At 67.4% G+C, this 15,710-nt stretch carries 15 protein-coding genes; 6 read left to right on the top strand and 9 right to left on the bottom strand.

Annotation, left to right across the window (positions count from 1 at the left end; translation table 11 throughout):
- Nucleotides 1-48: 48 nt before the first annotated feature.
- From ACGFH6_RS28055 to ACGFH6_RS28045, 3 genes are all read left to right on the top strand, one after another.
- The gene (locus ACGFH6_RS28055; RefSeq protein WP_393389789.1) at nt 49-1,350 is read left to right on the top strand and encodes an extracellular solute-binding protein; all 1,302 of its coding nucleotides are present in this window, start codon (nt 49-51) and stop codon (nt 1,348-1,350) included.
- A gap of 13 nt (nt 1,351-1,363) precedes the next feature.
- On the top strand, nt 1,364-2,308 hold the full coding sequence (locus ACGFH6_RS28050; protein WP_393389786.1) for a carbohydrate ABC transporter permease: 945 nt from the start codon (nt 1,364-1,366) through the stop codon (nt 2,306-2,308).
- A 71-nt stretch (nt 2,309-2,379) separates the two neighbouring features.
- Nucleotides 2,380-3,186: a carbohydrate ABC transporter permease gene (locus ACGFH6_RS28045; RefSeq protein WP_393390555.1), complete on the top strand. Its 807-nt coding sequence runs from the start codon at nt 2,380-2,382 to the stop codon at nt 3,184-3,186.
- Nucleotides 3,187-3,811: 625 nt separating this feature from the next.
- Here the strand turns inward: ACGFH6_RS28045 and ACGFH6_RS28040 are convergent.
- From ACGFH6_RS28040 to ACGFH6_RS28005, 8 genes are all read right to left on the bottom strand, one after another.
- On the bottom strand, nt 3,812-4,162 hold the full coding sequence (locus ACGFH6_RS28040) for a YciI family protein (protein ID WP_393389785.1): 351 nt from the start codon (nt 4,160-4,162) through the stop codon (nt 3,812-3,814).
- An 84-nt stretch (nt 4,163-4,246) separates the two neighbouring features.
- Entirely contained in the window at nt 4,247-4,702 is a 456-nt protein-coding gene (locus ACGFH6_RS28035) for a carboxymuconolactone decarboxylase family protein (RefSeq protein ID WP_131357379.1), read from the bottom strand.
- A gap of 32 nt (nt 4,703-4,734) precedes the next feature.
- Nucleotides 4,735-5,517 (bottom strand): sugar phosphate isomerase/epimerase family protein, encoded by a 783-nt coding sequence (locus ACGFH6_RS28030; RefSeq protein WP_393389782.1) that lies wholly within the window; start codon nt 5,515-5,517, stop codon nt 4,735-4,737.
- Entirely contained in the window at nt 5,518-6,369 is an 852-nt protein-coding gene (locus tag ACGFH6_RS28025) for a carbohydrate ABC transporter permease (protein ID WP_393389779.1), read from the bottom strand.
- Nucleotides 6,359-7,309, bottom strand: coding sequence for a carbohydrate ABC transporter permease (locus ACGFH6_RS28020; RefSeq protein ID WP_393389777.1), 951 nt, complete (start codon nt 7,307-7,309; stop codon nt 6,359-6,361). The genes ACGFH6_RS28025 and ACGFH6_RS28020 overlap by 11 nt, the downstream gene beginning before the upstream one ends.
- Nucleotides 7,310-7,314: 5 nt before the next feature.
- On the bottom strand, nt 7,315-8,625 hold the full coding sequence (locus ACGFH6_RS28015; RefSeq protein WP_393389774.1) for an ABC transporter substrate-binding protein: 1,311 nt from the start codon (nt 8,623-8,625) through the stop codon (nt 7,315-7,317).
- 10 nt (nt 8,626-8,635) lie between these two features.
- Entirely contained in the window at nt 8,636-9,778 is a 1,143-nt protein-coding gene (locus ACGFH6_RS28010) for a mandelate racemase/muconate lactonizing enzyme family protein (protein ID WP_393389770.1), read from the bottom strand.
- Nucleotides 9,779-9,790: 12 nt separating this feature from the next.
- On the bottom strand, nt 9,791-10,816 hold the full coding sequence (locus tag ACGFH6_RS28005) for a hydroxyacid dehydrogenase (RefSeq protein WP_393389767.1): 1,026 nt from the start codon (nt 10,814-10,816) through the stop codon (nt 9,791-9,793).
- Nucleotides 10,817-10,912: 96 nt separating this feature from the next.
- Between ACGFH6_RS28005 and ACGFH6_RS28000 the strand changes: the two genes are divergently transcribed.
- The 3 genes from ACGFH6_RS28000 (at nt 10,913) to ACGFH6_RS27990 (ending at nt 13,758) form a co-directional block, all read left to right on the top strand.
- A complete protein-coding gene (locus ACGFH6_RS28000; protein WP_393389764.1) occupies nt 10,913-11,803 on the top strand; it encodes a LysR family transcriptional regulator in 891 nt (296 codons plus the stop codon).
- Nucleotides 11,804-11,845: 42 nt separating this feature from the next.
- A complete protein-coding gene (locus ACGFH6_RS27995; protein ID WP_393389762.1) occupies nt 11,846-12,796 on the top strand; it encodes an SDR family NAD(P)-dependent oxidoreductase in 951 nt (316 codons plus the stop codon).
- Between the two features lie 128 nt (nt 12,797-12,924).
- Nucleotides 12,925-13,758 (top strand): putative protein N(5)-glutamine methyltransferase, encoded by an 834-nt coding sequence (locus tag ACGFH6_RS27990; protein WP_393389759.1) that lies wholly within the window; start codon nt 12,925-12,927, stop codon nt 13,756-13,758.
- On the opposite strand, the gene ACGFH6_RS27985 is transcribed toward ACGFH6_RS27990, so the two are convergent.
- Complete coding sequence (locus ACGFH6_RS27985) at nt 13,715-15,703, bottom strand: GTP-binding protein (RefSeq protein WP_393389756.1); 1,989 nt, start codon at nt 15,701-15,703, stop codon at nt 13,715-13,717. The genes ACGFH6_RS27990 and ACGFH6_RS27985 overlap by 44 nt on opposite strands.
- Between the last annotated feature and the right edge of the window lie 7 nt (nt 15,704-15,710).

The following is a 15,710-nucleotide window of genomic DNA, read 5'->3' as shown; positions in this document are numbered from 1 at the left end:
GATTCTAACGATGTAATCATCGGTCCCGCCGCCCGAAGGAGAGACCGTATGACATCGCTTGATCGGCACATTTCCCGGCGTCGTCTGCTCTCCGGAGCGGCCGCGCTCGCTGGTGGCGGGATGCTGTTCGGCTGCGCGCCCGGTGCGTCGCGGTCGACGGCGAACCTCGACTACTGGCACCTGATGACCGGTGGTGACGGCATCGTGATGGCCGGACTGGTCGACGCCGTCAACGCCGCGAACCTCGGCTTCCACGCGACCCAGACCGTGCTCGCCTGGGGACCGCCGTACTACACCAAGCTGGCGATGGCCTCGGCCGGCGGCCGCGCTCCGGACGTCGCGATCATGCACGCGTCCCGGATCGCCGGCTACGCGCCCGGCGGGCTGCTCGAGCCGTGGGACCTCGACCTGCTGGCCGAGGTCGGCCTGAAGGAGAGCGACTTCCCGCCGCTGGTGTGGCAGAAGGGCATGTACGACGGCAAGCTCTACTCGATCGCCCTGGACACGCACCCGTTCGTCCTCTACTACAACACCGAGCACGCCGCCAAGGCCGGCGTCACGGACGCCCTGCAGACGATGAAGAGCCCGGAGGAGTTCACCGAGGTCGCCACCAAGATGCAGGAAGTGACCGGGAAGCACGGTGTCTCGTACGGCTACCTGGGGGACGGCTCGCAGATGTGGCGGCTGTTCTACACGTTCTACCGGCAACTGGGCGCGGAGATGAAGCTCGTGCCGGGCCAGAAGGCGCAGGTCGACGAGGACGCGGCGGTGAAGGCACTGTCCTTCGTGCAGTCGTTGCTCGACGACAAGATCGCCAGCCGCAGCGGTGACGGCGGTACGGCGACCAGCGAGTTCCTGCACGGTGAGAGCGGGTTGTTCTTCGGCGGCGTGTGGGAACTGCCGGTGCTGAAGGACGCCAAGATGCCGGTCGACGCTCGTCCGATTCCGACCCTGTTCGGGACCGACGCGGCGTACGCGGACTCGCACACGTTCGTGCTGCCGCGGCAGTCGAAGGCGTCACCGGAACGCCGCAAGCATGTGTACCAGTTGGTCGCGGAGATCCTGAAGCGGTCGGTGAAGTGGGCCGGTGCCGGTCACATCCCGGCGTACCAGCCGGTGGTCCGGAGTCCGGAGTACCAGGAGTTGAAGCCGCAGTCGAACTACGCGGGCATCCCGGCGTACGTGAACTACGACCCGGACGTCTGGTTCGGCGGCGCGGGCAGTGACTTCCACAAGTACTTCGCCGAGAACGTGCAGAACGTGTACCTCGGCAGCGGGGATCCCGCCGCCGGATTCGAAGGTTTCGTCAAGCGGCTGAACGTGCTGCTCGACCGTCCGCAGCCGGTGTGAGAGGAGAGTCATCATGTCGACCGCCATCGACGCAACCACCACGCCGGCCGAGGTCGTTGCCGAAGGCCCCGGATCCGGACAGCACCGGGCCCGGCGCGGCGAGAGCCTGACCGGATGGGCCTTCGCGGCACCGTTCGCCGTGCTGTTCGTGCTGTTCCTGGTGGTGCCCGCGATCTACGGGCTCTACCTCAGCTTCACCGGTGAGACGCTGACCGGCTCGGGTGGTGAGCTGCTCGGGTTTGCCAACTATGCCGAGGCTCTGACCGACCCGGACATGTGGAAGTCACTGGGCAACACCTTGTGGTTCACGGTCCTCAGCACCGTTCCGCTCGTCGTCCTCTCACTGGCCTTCGCGCTGCTGGTGAACCTCGGGCTGCCGGGTCGCTGGCTGTGGCGACTGTCGTTCTTCCTGCCGTACCTGCTCGCCTCGACCGTTGTGGTGATGTTCTGGTCGTGGATGTACAACCCCAAGCTCGGGCTGATCAACGGCGTACTGGGTGAGTTCGGGATCGCGCCGGTGGCCTGGCTGCAGGATCCGAACGTGGCGATGATCTCGGTCGTGGTCACCACGCTGTGGTGGACGATCGGGTTCAACTTCCTGCTCTACCTGGCCGCGCTGCAGAACATTCCGGAGCAGCAGTTCGAGGCGGCCGCGATCGACGGCGCCGGCAAGTGGCGGCAACTGTTCTCGATCGTGATCCCGCAACTGGCGCCGACCACCGCGCTGATCGTGACGCTGCAGATCCTGGCGTCGCTGAAGGTCTTCGACCAGATCTACATGCTGACCAACGGCGGTCCGGCCGGCGCGACCCGGTCGATCGTGCAGTACATCTACGAGTCCGGTTTCACCGGCTACCGGTTCGGCTATTCGTCGGCCATCTCGTATCTGTTCTTCGCGATCATCGTGCTGGTGTCGCTGGCGCAGTACAAGCTGATCAACCGGAGGAACGCGGCATGAGTACTTACTCGCTGGCCCGGAACATCAGGCAGGGGCACAAGCCGGGTGAGAACCCGTGGAGCATTTCCCGGATGGTGGCGCTGCTGGTGCTGGCATTCCTGGCCGCGACCTGGCTGGTGCCGTTCGCGTGGGCGGTGCTGACGTCGCTGAAGAGTGAAGCGGACGCCGGGGCGTCGACGATCAGCCTGAATCCGCCGGACGGTCTGGGGTTCGACGCCTATCGCAAGGTGCTGTCGGCCGGCGACATCCCGTCCTGGGCGTGGAACAGCCTGATCACCTCGATTGCGATCACGTTTCTCACCGTGGCTGTCTCGGCGCTGGCCGGCTATGCCTTCTCCCGGGTCAATTTCACCGGCCGGCGCTGGCTGTACGCCGCGATCATCGGCGCCATCATCATTCCGCCGCAGATGCTGATCGTGCCGTTGTTCCGCCAGATGCTCGCCTTCGACCTGGTCGACACCTACTGGGGAATCATCCTGCCGCAGACGATCGCGCCGGCGATGGTGCTCATCCTCAAACGTTTCTTCGACCAGATCCCGATCGAACTCGAGGACGCCGCCCGGGTGGACGGCGCGAACCGGCTACGGGTGTTCTGGTCGATCGTGCTGCCGTTGTCCCGCCCGATCCTCGCGGCGGTGGCGATCTTCGTCTTCATCGGTGCCTGGAACAACTTCCTCTGGCCGTTCATCGTCACCACCGACGCGGACCTGATGACGTTGCCGGTCGGCCTGCAGACGGTGAAGAGCGCCTATGGCCTGCAATACGCGCAGAACATGGCCTCGGCGATCCTGGCGGCATTGCCGCTGATGGTGGTTTTCCTGTTCTTCCAGCGCCACATCATCAAGGGCGTCGCGACGACGGGCTTCGGTGGCCAGTAAACGCACTACCCGGGGGTATTCGTGGACAGCGGTCCCGGCACGCGGGATTCCGGTCACGATCCCTTGAAATGGCCGTCACTCTCAGCAAGGCTTCCATGATCACTTCCGCGTTCTTTCCGAGTGCGGACCGAACGGGGGAGTGTGCGGCTGCTGCCTGCGTGGCGGCCGCGCCAAAACCGCCACTCGGGGGTAACAACAAGAGAAGGGGGACGCGTGTCAGCGATGACAAGGCTCGCCGAGCAGTGCCGTGATGTGAGGAGTCACGGCAAAGAGCTCGGACGGGCTTCGATCCAACCAGCGGTCTGCACCGGCATCCACGAGGTGAACTCGTCGATTCCGTCGGTCCGGCCGCGACGCGTGGCAGTGCTCAGACTGAGCAACGGTATGACGACCACGTTGCGACTCGGACAGGGCGTGCAAGCGCCCGAGCGAGGCGCCACCGTGTTCGTCCGGGGTGGCCGGGGCATGGGTGACCAACCTGCATCAGGTGGGGTCGTCCTCGCGTCGGCAGACCCGAGCTGAAACCCAGCGGCCAAGCACAGAGCTGAGTGACTCGCCGGTCTCAGATCCCAACGCCGAGCTGAGGCCGGCAAGTTCTGGAGCCGTCCCTCCCTGCGGACGGCGCTCAGTCCGCCATCGGATCGGTCAGCGCGCGAATCTCGATCGGAGAGTACGGAGCCTCCGGCAGCCGGGCCGCGATCTCCGTCGCCCGCTCCAGACTGCACTCGACCAGGTAGTAGCCGGCCAGCACTTCCTTCGCCTCGGTGAACGGTCCGTCGGTGACGGCCGGGACGCCGTCGTTCACCCTGACCACCCGGGCGCTCGCGGTGGTCAGTCCGAGGCCGTCGACATACTCGCCGTTCGCCTTCAGTTCCTCGGCGACCACTCGGTGCTGGTCGAGCACTTGCTCGATTCCCGCGGCGTGCAGGGCATCCCAGGTGTCGGTGTTGCCGTAGATCAGCAGCATGTACTTCATCGCGAATCTCCGTCCTGTCCTGGGTACGTCGGAGCGCCGGTGCCCTTCTCGACACCGGCGCCCAGACTATGCGCAGCGCAGGTCCTACCAGGTGGCTCCGGCCGGGGTGCGGACGGTGGTGTTGATCCGGTTGAACATGTTGGTGAGCGCGATCATCATCACGATCCCGGACAGCTGCCGCTCGTCGAAGTGCTCGGCGGCCGCGGCCCAGATCTCGTCGGTGACAGCGCCCGGCCGGTCGGCCAGCCGGGTCGCGGCCTCGGCGAGCTCGAGCGCCGCACGCTCGGAGGCGGTGAACAGGTCCGAGTCGCGCCAGGCGGCGACCTGGTGCAGTCGCTCGTCGGTCTCACCGTTCTTGAGCGCCGACTTGATCCCGCCGAACACGCAGGGGGAGCAGCCGTTGATCTGGCTGGCCCGCAGGTGCACCAGTTCGAGCGTCGCCCCCGGCGCGCCGGCCTGGGCGATGGCCTTGTAGATGTTCTGGACGCCCTTGGTGGCGTCCGGGAGGATCTCGGCGGGGTTGGTCATCCGTGCGTTCATGGGAGGTTTCTCCAGATTCCGTGGTGTTGTTTTCACTCCCTCGACGGATCCCGGCGCGATGATGTGACAGCGGTCTGGAGATCAGTTTTCACGCGCTCGCCGACCGGCACACTGACGTCGGAGTACTGGCCGGTGAGACAGATCGGCCCGCTGTAGTGGAGCTTCTCCAAGGCGGCGAACACAGCGGTCCAGTCGGACAGTCCTTCGCCGGCCTGGCCGAAGTACGTCTTCCAGCCGTCGTCGGTGCGGACGTAGTACGCGTTCTTCAGGTTGACGATGCCGAGCCGGTCGGCGCCGAGCTCGAGGGTGACGGCGGGGTCGTCACCGGCGAGTGCATCGTGCGCCGCGTCCCACACGAGTTTGAACGACTCCGGGAGTCCGTCGAGCAGTTGCAGTACGCCGAGCGTCGACGCGACGAACCGCCCGTGATGCGGCTGCACCCCGACCTGGACGCCGTACCGCTCCACCAGTACGGCGGCCTCCTCGAGCAGCACTCGATTGCGTCGTACCGATGCGGCGTACCCGTCCGGGCCGACGTCGGCCATGATCCGGATCATCGGTACGGCGGCCTCGGCGCAAGCAGCGAAGACGCGCTCCGACAGATCACTGGCAACGCTGATCGGCTCGACGCCCTCGGCCCGCAACTGTGCTGTGAACTTCGGCAGCTCGGTCTCCGCCGTCGCCGGGGTCACGTAGGCGGTGTCGCGGACCGGGACCTCGGCGCCGGCGAATCCGAGGCCGGAGACGAGCCGGCCCAGCTCGTCGCCGGGCAGCCCCGCCCAGGGTTTGGTGAAGACGGACCACAGATAGGTCATTCAGCGGCCTCCCAGCCCACTCATGGTGATACCTCGGACGAACCAGCGTTGCGTCAGGAAGAACAGGATGATCAGCGGGACCGTGGTCACGGTGGCGGCCATCAGCAGCAGGTTCCACTGCGTGCCGTTGGTGTCCTGGAACACCTGCAGCCCGACCGACGCCGTCCGGGTCGCGTCGCTGTTGGAGATGACCAACGGCCACAGCAGGTTGTTCCACTGACCGATGAACTTGAACACCGCCAGGGTCGCGATCGCCGGGACCGCCAGTGGCACGATCACCCGGATGAACGCCTGCCAGCGGTTGGCGCCGTCGAGCCGGGCGGCCTCCTCGTAGTCGCGGGGGATGCCGAGGAAGAACTGCCGGAGCAGGAACACCCCGATCGCGGTGAACGCGTGCGGCAGGATCATGCCCGGCCAGGTGTCGATGCCGTGCAGCTTCGCGACCAGCACGAACTGCGGGATCAGCGTCACCTGCGACGGGATCATCAAGGTGGCCAGGTAGATGCCGAACAGCCAGCTCCGGCCGGGGAAGTTCAGCCGGGCGAACGCGTACGCCGCGAGCGCCGCCGTCACGGTCTCCAGCAGGGTCGTCCCGCCGGCGAAGTAGACGGTGTTCAGCAGGTACTTGCCGAGCGGCACCAGTTCGAAGGCCCGGGTCAGGTTCTCCGGATGCCAGCTGCTCGGCCAGAACGACGGTTTGGCGGCCATCGACTCGGCGTCGGACTGGAACGCGACCAGCACCATCATCACGACCGGGATCAGCGTGACAGCGGTAACCAGGAAGCAGGCGAAGACAACCAGCTTCCGCTGTACGACCTTGGTGGAGACCAGGGGGAGGGCTTCAGTTGTCATAGTGCACCAGCCTCCGCTGGAAGAAGAACTGCGTGGCGGTGATCAGCACGATGAAGGCGAACAGGACCAGCGACTGGGCGGCGGCGTACCCCTGGTCGTAGTTCTCGAAGCCGGTCCGGTAGATGTACATCACCAGCGTGGTCGTGCGCGTGCCCGGTCCGCCGTTCGTCATGATGAGGGCCTGGTCGAACACCTGGAACGAGCCGATGATCGAGGTGACGATCACGAAGAACAGTGCTGGTGAGAGCATCGGCAGCGTGACGTTGCGGAAGCTCTGCCACGGCGAGGTGCCGTCGACTCGCGCGGCCTCGTAGAGCTGCTGCGGGATCGCCTGCAGACCGGCCAGGAACACGACCATGCCGAAGCCGAAGCTCTTCCACACGCTCATCAGGATCAGCGCCGGCATCGCCCAGTTGTCCGAGATCAGCCAGGCCGGGCCGTGGATGCCGAACAGCCCCAGCGCGGCGTTCACCAGGCCGTCGTGCGGGATGTAGAGCCAGATCCAGACGAACGCGACCGCTACCGTGATCGTTGCGTACGGCAACAGCAGGAGCGAGCGGAAGACGGCGATCCGGCGCAGGCCCTGGTTCAGCAGCAGCGCCAGCGCGAGGCTCACCAGGATCGTCAGCGGCACGCTCACGAGGGTGAAGTACGCCGTGTTGCCGAGCGCCGACCAGAAGGTCGGGTCGGGGCCGAGGCGGGCGAAGTTGCGCAGGCCGGCCCAGGTGGGTGGGCTGAACAGGTTCCAGTCGAGCAGCGAGATGACGCCGGCGGCGACGACCGGGCCGGCGGTGAAGATGAGGAATCCGATCAGGCTCGGCAGCAGGAACAGCCAGGCGGTGAGCGACTCGCGGTTGCGCCAGCGCGGCGTCGGTTTCGCGGCGGGACGCGGTGGTGTCGCGGTCGCCGGTACGGGTTCGGTGGTGGTGGTCAGGGCCATCGGGATCACCCCCTCCTGGCGGTGGCTTGGCGGATGTTGTCGAGGTGCTGGCGCATCAGTACGTCGAGACGCGGCGTCACTCCGGCGATTGCCTCGGGCACCGGGACCTGACCGAGGAAGGTGCGCGGCAGGTCCTGGCCGAGCAACTGCTTGACCTGGTTCCAGTTCGTGGTGACGTCGAACGGGTGTCCGCCCGCCACCTTGCCGGCCAGAATGTCCTGGACGATTCCGAGGTTGTCCGGCGGCGGCTGGAACGCGCTGCCGGCGCTGAAGCGGGCCGGGTTGTTCCGGCCGGCCTTGGCGTAGATGTCCAAGGCGCCCGTACTGGTGAGCGTCTTCAGCAGCTTCCACGCGAGGTCCAGATCGGCACCCTCGCGCACCCCCGATGGAATCGCGAAGCTGGAGCCGGAGACCCGCGGCGTGCTGCCGGCGGCACCGGCAGGGAACGGGATGATGTCCCAGTCGAACTTGGCCTTGCGCACGTTGACGACCTGCCACGGGCCGTTCTGCATGAAGGCGACGTTGCCCTCCAGGAAGTTCGACAGCGAACTCTCGGTGACGAGGTTCTTGATCGGCGGTGTGACCTTGTCCTTGACGAACAGGTCGATGACGAACTGCAGCGCCTCCATCGCCTCCGGCTCGCCGAGGATGCTGCGGGAGGCGTCCTGGCTCATCACGTTGCCGCCGGCGCAGTAGATCCACGACACCAGGTCGTCGATCGCCGGCGCGCAGGTGAAACCGTACTGGTCCGGCGCGTGGGTCAGCTCGACCGCCAGGTCGCGGAACGTTGCCCACGGCATCGGCTCGGTGCGGGAGGGCAGCGCGATGCCCTGCTTCTGCAGCAGGCTCTTGTTGTAGTACATGACGGTGGGCGCGACGTCGAACCCGATCGCGTAGGTCTTGCCGTTGAAGCTCGAGATCTTCTGGATCGGCTGGTAGAAGTCATCCAGGTCGAAGTCGGAGTCGCCCTCGATCAGGTCGTCCAGCGGCCGGTGCGCACCGCGGGCGGCGTACGTCGGGATGAGCGTGCCGTTCAGCGCGGTCACCAGGCCGGCTGTCCCACTCACCAGTTGGAGGTCGAGCTTGGTCGGGTAGGGGCCGGACGGGGTCAGGGTCGGGACCGACTTCACCTTCAGCTGCTGCTCGACGTACGCGCTGAAGTCCTGCCAGACCTTCCGCTCCGCGGCGCTGCTCGACCACATGGCCCAGGTGGCCGCCCCGGCCGGTGGACCGGACGAGCAGCCGGCCACGGCCAGCCCGAGCCCGGCCAGGCCGCTCAGTTCGAGAAAGCTGCGGCGGGACAGCTTCGTGCTCATGGTTGTCTCCTCACCGATAGAGCAGGTCGATCGACTCGGCGCGGATTCGCTCCTCGTCGACCTGAACGCCCAGTCCAGGGGCGGTGGGGACCGTTGCGACGGCCTTGGTGATGCTCAGTCCCTCGACGTACAGATCGGACAGCAGCTCCGGCCCGTTGAGCTCGGCGGGAAGGGCGAGCTCGAGCTGACTGAACACGTGCAGCGCGGCGGCGAACGCGACTCCGCAGTCGGTCAGGCCGCTGGCGAGGATCTCGAGACCGCCGGACAGCGCGGTCTGGGCGGTCTTGAGCGCGTTCCGCAGTCCGCCGGACTTGCAGACCTTGATCACGACCAGGTCCGCGGCGTCCAGCCGGAGCGCTCGGGCCAGGTCCTGCGCGGAGAAGCTGCCCTCGTCGATCGCGATCGGCAGGTCGATCAGCCCACGCAGCCGCTGCATCGCGAGGGTGTCCGTGCTCGGCACGGGTTGCTCGACACAGTGGATCGTGTGGATGTCCCTGGTCCGGTCAAGCAGTTGCCGCAGCGCACTGGGGCGGTACGACTGGTTCGCGTCGAGCCACAAGGGCTTGCCGCCGGCCACCTCGGCCACGGTCCGGATCGCCTCGGTGTCCGCGTCCAGATCGCCCCCGATCTTGACCTTGTACGCCGGGTAGTCCGACGACTGGATCGCATGATCGCGAACCGCGTCCTGGTCGCCGACCCCGATGGCCGAGCAGAGCGGGATCTCGTCGTACACCTTGCCGCCGAGGAGCGCGTGCACGGGGACGCCGGCGAGCTTGCCGGCCGCGTCGTGCATCGCGACGTCGACGGCGGCGCGGGCGAAGGGGAAGCCGTTCGAGACCGCGGGGCTGAGTCGCTTGGCGGCGCGCTGGTGGAAGAGCTCGACGTCGAACGGGGTGAGTTCGAGCAGGATCGGGGCGAGGTGCCGCCTGATCACGACGGCCATCGTCTCGGCGGTCTCGTAGCTCCAGCTGGGCAGCGCTCTCTGTTCTCCCCATCCGACCACACCGTCCTCGGTGGTCAGCTTCACGAACACCACCGCGGCGGCCTGATCCGGAGCGGCGCCGGGGGAGCCGACCGCTCCGCTGCCGAGCACGAACCGGCGGGCGAACGGCACAGCGACCGGGAAGACTTCGACCTGGGCGATCCGGGACATCGAGTCCTCCTCTCAGGCCGCGATCGACCAGACGGCCGGATCGACGAAGCTGGGTCCGCGAGTGCCGTCCTCGAGCCACTTCAGTGCGTCGGCCAGGACGTACCCGGCGAGCGCGAGGTGACCTTCCGCGGTGTCGCCGGCGACGTGCGGACTGAGCAGCAGGTTGGACGCCTGGAGGATCGTCGCGTCGAAGGACGGCGGCTCGGGGTCGTAGACGTCGAGAGCGGCGTACAGGCGTCCGTCCAGCACGTGGTCGAGCAGCGCCTGCTGGTCGATCGCGGGTCCACGGGACGAGTTCACGACGACCGCGCCGTCGGGGATCCGCTCGATCAGCGCGCGGGTGATCATGCCCTTGGTCTCCGGCACGTTCGGGACGTGGATCGACAAGTACGCGCTCTCGACCGTCTCCTGCAGTTCGGCGGTGCGGACGCCGAGCTGATCCGCGCGCTCGGGAGTGAGGTAGGGGTCGTAGACCACGAGGTCGCAGTGGAAGGGCCGCAGCAGTGTGATGAGCGCGCGGGCCGTGCTGCTCGCGCCGACGATGCCGACCTTGGCACCGGCGAGCTCGTGGCCGCGGTAGTCGGTCTGTTTCCAGCCACCGTGCCGGATCGCCTGGTCGAAGCGGGGGAGACGACGACCGAGGGTGAGCATCGCGGCCAGGCAGTACTCGCCGACGGACCAGGCGATCCGCGGGCCGGCCGAGAAGACGGCGACACCCTGGTCGAGGATGACCGGGTCGATCAGGTTCTTGACCGTGCCGGCCGCGTGCGCGACCACCTTCGGTCCGTTGCCGTCGGCCCACAGTTCCTTGCCGAGGTGCGGCGTACCCCAGCTGGTCAGGAGTACGTCGGCGCCGGCCACCAGCCCGGGCACGGCTGCCGGGTCCAGCGCCGGCGGCTTGCCGGGCGCTGCCGGTCCGGCGGCGTGAGCGGACTGCGCCCAGACGACCTCGAACCGGTCCTCGAGCAGGCGGCGGGTCTGCGGGTCGACCACGTCGTCGGCACGTTCGGGGGACATCAGGGCAACGAGTTTCGGCACCGTGGGGACTCCTTCGCTTGAGCGTCGCTCTGACGGTAGGCGCTTTCCGTTATGCAGGTCCAAGCCCGATTTCGCATGAACCGATACCGTGCCGGTATGGACCTCTCGCTCCAGCAACTGCGCGGCTTCGTCGCCGTCGCCGAGGAACTCCACTACGGCCGTGCCGCCCAGCGGCTGAACATGACGCAGCCGCCGCTGACCCGGCAGATCCAGGGCCTGGAGCGATCTCTGGAGGTCCGGCTGTTCGACCGGACCGGCCGGGGAGTCCGGCTGACCGCGGCCGGCGACGTCTTTCTCGAACATGCGCGCCGAGTCCTCGCACTCCTCGAGGTCGCCCCGGAAGCGACCCGGCGAGCGGCCGAAGGCCAGACCGGAACGCTGCGGATCGCCTTCACGGCGATCGGGGCGTACGCCGTACTGGCCGACTTCCTCACGATGGTCGCAAAGCGGACTCCGGCCGTGACGGCCGAGCTCACCGAGTTGGTCAGCCCGTCGCAGTTCGAGGCGTTGGCGAACCTGGAGATCGATCTCGGTCTGGTCCGGCCACCGATCCCATCGCAGTTCGAGTCGGTGCTGGTCCACTCGGAGGACCTGGTGGTCGCCGTACCGGCCTCCCATCCGCTGGCGGAGGGGGACTCGCCGGTCGCGCTGGTCGACGTGACGGATGGCTACATCGGCTACAGCCCGGAAGGATCGCAGTACCTGCATGACATCTGTGCGGCGATGATCGGGATGGACCGGTACGCCGTCAGCCAGCTGGCATCGCAGGTTCCGACGATGCTGGCGCTGGTCAGGGCCGGCTTCGGGTGTGCGTTGATCCCGCGCTCGATCAAGGCGATGGGAGTCGAAGGTGTCCGCTACCGCGAGCTGGACGCGGCCGACGCGCATTCGGTCACGTTGCACGCTTGCTGGAGTCCGGACAGTCCCAACCCTGCACTCCAGCGCCTGGCCGAGTCACTGCGGGAGAACCCCCACCTGGACGCGTGATCGCTTGACTTAGAGTGCACTCGAATCCGTAGTGTGCGAAGCATGACAGCACAGCACAAGATCGGTTCGGGATTCGGGCACGACAGCACCGCGGACGATGTCCTGGCCGGCATCGACCTGACCGGCAAGCTGGCGGTCGTCACCGGCGGCTACTCGGGCCTCGGCCTGGCGACGACCCGCGCGTTGACCAAGGCCGGTGCGCACGTCGTCGTACCGGCGCGACGGCCCGACGCCGCTCGCGAGGCGTTGGCGGACGTGTCGGATGTCGAGGTCGACGAGCTCGATCTCGGTGATCTGGACAGTGTGCGTGCGTTCGCGGACCGCTTCCTCGCTTCGGGGCGCAGCATCGACATCCAGATCGACAACGCGGCGATCATGGCCAGCCCCGAGACCCGGGTCGGCCCCGGCTGGGAGGCGCAGTTCGCGACCAACCACCTTGGCCACTTCGCGCTGGTGAACCGGCTGGGGCCCGCGCTGACGGCCGACGGCGGCGCTCGCGTCGTGTCGGTGTCGTCGACCGGGCACCGGCGTTCGGACATCCGGTGGGACGATCTGGAGTTCAGGCTGGGCTACGACAAGTGGGAGGCGTACGGACAGGCGAAGACGGCCAACGTGCTGTTCGCCGTCCAGCTTGATGCCTTGGGCAAGGATTCTGGCGTGCGTGCGTTCGCACTGCATCCGGGTGGCATCCTGACGCCGCTGCAGCGGCATCTGACCCGCGAGGAGATGGTCGGCTACGGGTGGATCGACGAGGACGGCAACCCGGTCGGCCGGGGCTTCAAGTCACCCGAACAGGGAGCGGCCACTCAGGTCTGGGCCGCGACGTCGCCGCAGCTCGACGGTCTCGGCGGTGTCTTCTGCGAGGACTGCGAGGTCGCGGAGGTCTCCACCGACGACAGCCCAGGCGTCCGGCCGTACGCCGTGGATCCGGCTTCGGCGGAGCGGTTGTGGACCGTCTCGGCCGAGCTCACGGGCGTGAACGCCTTCGGGTAAGGTGGTCAGCACCGGAACGGCGGACGAAGGAGGTGGGACCGATCACCAGTCAGGCAGGTTGGTTGCTCCCGCCTCGAGTGGTCAGCGTCGTTCGCTGACCGCGGGAGCCTCGTAGTCGAAGGGGTTCTGTGTCTGTTTCTTCTGTTCCATCATTCGACCTCGGCAGCATTGTCGACCGGTTGCGTGCGGCCGGTTGCGTGTTCGCCGAGGACGAGGCGGCGATGATTGCCGAGACCGCTCGCGACGACGCCGAACTGAAGGCCATGGCCGATCGCCGGATCGCCGGGCTGCCGCTCGAACACGTCCTCGGCTGGGCATCCTTCCGCGGACTGCGGATCGCCGTTGACCCCGGAGTGTTCATTCCACGTCGGCGGACCGAGTTCCTGGTCGCCGAAGCGCTGCGGGTCACCTCGCCGGGCGACGTCGTACTCGATCTGGGTTGTGGCTCGGGTGCGTTGGGTGCCGCGATCGCGGCCGAGCAGCAAGTGTCCTTGTACGCCGCCGACATCGAGCTGGCCGCGGTTCGGTGTGCGCGGCGCAATCTCGTGCCTTGGCGAGGGTCGGTCTATCAGGGCGATCTGTTCTCCGCGTTGCCGGATGAGCTGCGGGGGCGGATCGACGTACTGCTGGCGAATGTGCCGTATGTGCCGACGAACGAGATCCGGTTGTTGCCGCCGGAGGCGCGGTTGTACGAGCCGCATGTGACGCTCGACGGTGGGCCGGACGGGTTGGCGATCTTGCGCCGGGTGGCCGCGGCGGCGCCCGAGTGGCTCGCTCCTGGTGGTCGTTTGTTCGTGGAGATGAGCGAGCATCAGGCGCCGCTGGCGAGGGCGGTGATGGTCGAGCACGGTCTGGCCGCCGAGATCGTCGCTGACGACGACCTCGGCGCGACCGTTGTCTACGGCATCAAACCTGGCATCAAACTCGCCGCTGCACGTGCAGGAGATAGTCCCGCCGGTTGAGCGGGTCGTGATCGGTGCGCGGCCGCTCCGGGATCGGACCGGTGACCGGCTGATAGCGCTCGAACGCGGACTCCAGTACGCCCTCGCCGCGGGTGAGGGCGGGCAACTGCTGCTCGAACTCGTACACGGCCGCCGCGGGGATTTCTCCTTCCAGGGTTGAGGTTTCCGCGGCCAGTGCCGGCACCTGCGGGATCGCGCGCAGGCGGGCCAGCGCGGCCAGGACGGCACGGGTCGTGTCGGTCGGCATCTCCAGCCGGAACCGGTGCATCGGCTCGTGGACCTGGGTGCCGGCCTGTCGCAGCGCCGTCATCAGGACCAGGGGAGTGAGGTTCCGGAAGTCGCCCGCCGTACTCGACATGCTCTTGTCGAAGACGGCGTGCGCATGGCTCTGCCGGGCCGAGTAGCCCGAGTGCGTCATCACCACGCGCGCGTCCGGGACCTGCCAGCCGTGGAGGGCCTGGTGGAGTGTCTCCCGGACGGTCTCCTCGACCGCCTTGATGAACGCATACGGCATTGAGCCGAGCTCCACCTCGAGCTCGAACGTCACCCCGGTGTTGACCGGCGCCGGCTCGACCCGCAGACCGACGGTCGCCAGGAACGGGTTCGCGTCTTTCTTGTTGAACTCCACCGCCTCGCCGGTGCCGAGCAGCCGCTCGATGCAGATCGTGGTGGTCTCCCGGAACTCGACATCGATCCCGAACTCGGTCGCGAGCGTGGTCTGGATGACCTCCTTCTGCACCTCGCCGTACAGCGACACGTAGGTCTCCTGGCGGAGGTCGTCCTGGCGCAGGTTGATCAGCGGGTCCTGCTCGGCGAGCTGGGACAGCGCCACCCGGAGATTCCCCTTGTCCGACGGCCGTGTCGGCGAGATCACCGTCTCCAGGGTCGGCGGAGCGAAGAAGCCGGTCGTGGTGGCCGGCGTCGGCTGGTCGGTCGCGGTGATGCGATCGCCGATCTGGATGTCGGCGAGGCCCCACAGCTTCCCGATCTGGCCGGCGTTGACGGCGGCCGCCGTACCTTCGCCGATCACCTGGAGAGCGGTCAGCTTGGCCTCTCCGGTGTCGCCGAAGCGCAGCCGGTCGCGGACGTGCGCCGTACCGGAGAACATCCGGACGTAGGCGACCTTCTCCCCGGCCGGGCCGCGCTCGACCTTGAAGACCGATCCGTCGACCCGCTCCTGGTCGGTGCCGGCCAACGGGAGGAACTCACGGATGCCCGCGGTCAGGGCGTCGGTGCCGGTGCCCGTGATCGCGGAGCCGAAGTACACGGGGTGGACGAGGGCCTGCTTGGTCTGCCGGGCGAGCGCACACCGGAGAACGTCATGCGAGAGCGCCTTCTCGTTCTCCACGAACGTTCGCAGCAGGTCCTCGTCGTTCTCGGTGAGCACTTCGAGCAGGGCGCCGTACGGATCGCTCCCGTTGTACGGCGTGAAGGTCGCCTCGCGGGTGCCGAGCCGGGTGGCCGATCCCATCGGGACGATGGCCGGCGTCAACTTGTCCGCGATCGACTTGAGTACGGCGTCGTACTGCGCGCCGGGCCGGTCGAGTTTGTTGACGAAGATCAGGGTCGGGATCTTCAGGCGCTGCAGCGTGCGCATCAGCACGCGGGTCTGCGCCTGCACGCCCTCGACCGCCGAGATGACCAGCACCGCTCCGTCGAGCACGCTGAGCGCACGCTCGACCTCGGCGATGAAGTCCGGGTGGCCGGGGGTGTCGATCAGGTTGACCGTGACCGGGTCGTCGTCATGACCGATCGCGAACGACACGACCGCCGACTTGATGGTGATACCGCGCTGGCGCTCCAGCGCGAGGGAATCGGTCTGGGTACTGCCGTTGTCGACGCTGCCGATCTCGTCGATGACGCCGGCCGCGTAGAGCAGCCGCTCGGTCAGACTCGTCTTACCGGCGTCGACATGCGCCAGGATCCCGAGGTTCAGTAATTTCACGCAGCTT

The organism is Kribbella sp. NPDC049227 (genome assembly GCF_043197265.1).
Taxonomy (GTDB): Bacteria; Actinomycetota; Actinomycetes; order Propionibacteriales; family Kribbellaceae; genus Kribbella.
Note: the sequence above shows the minus strand (reverse complement) of the source record. Positions and strands in the feature narration are given on the sequence as shown.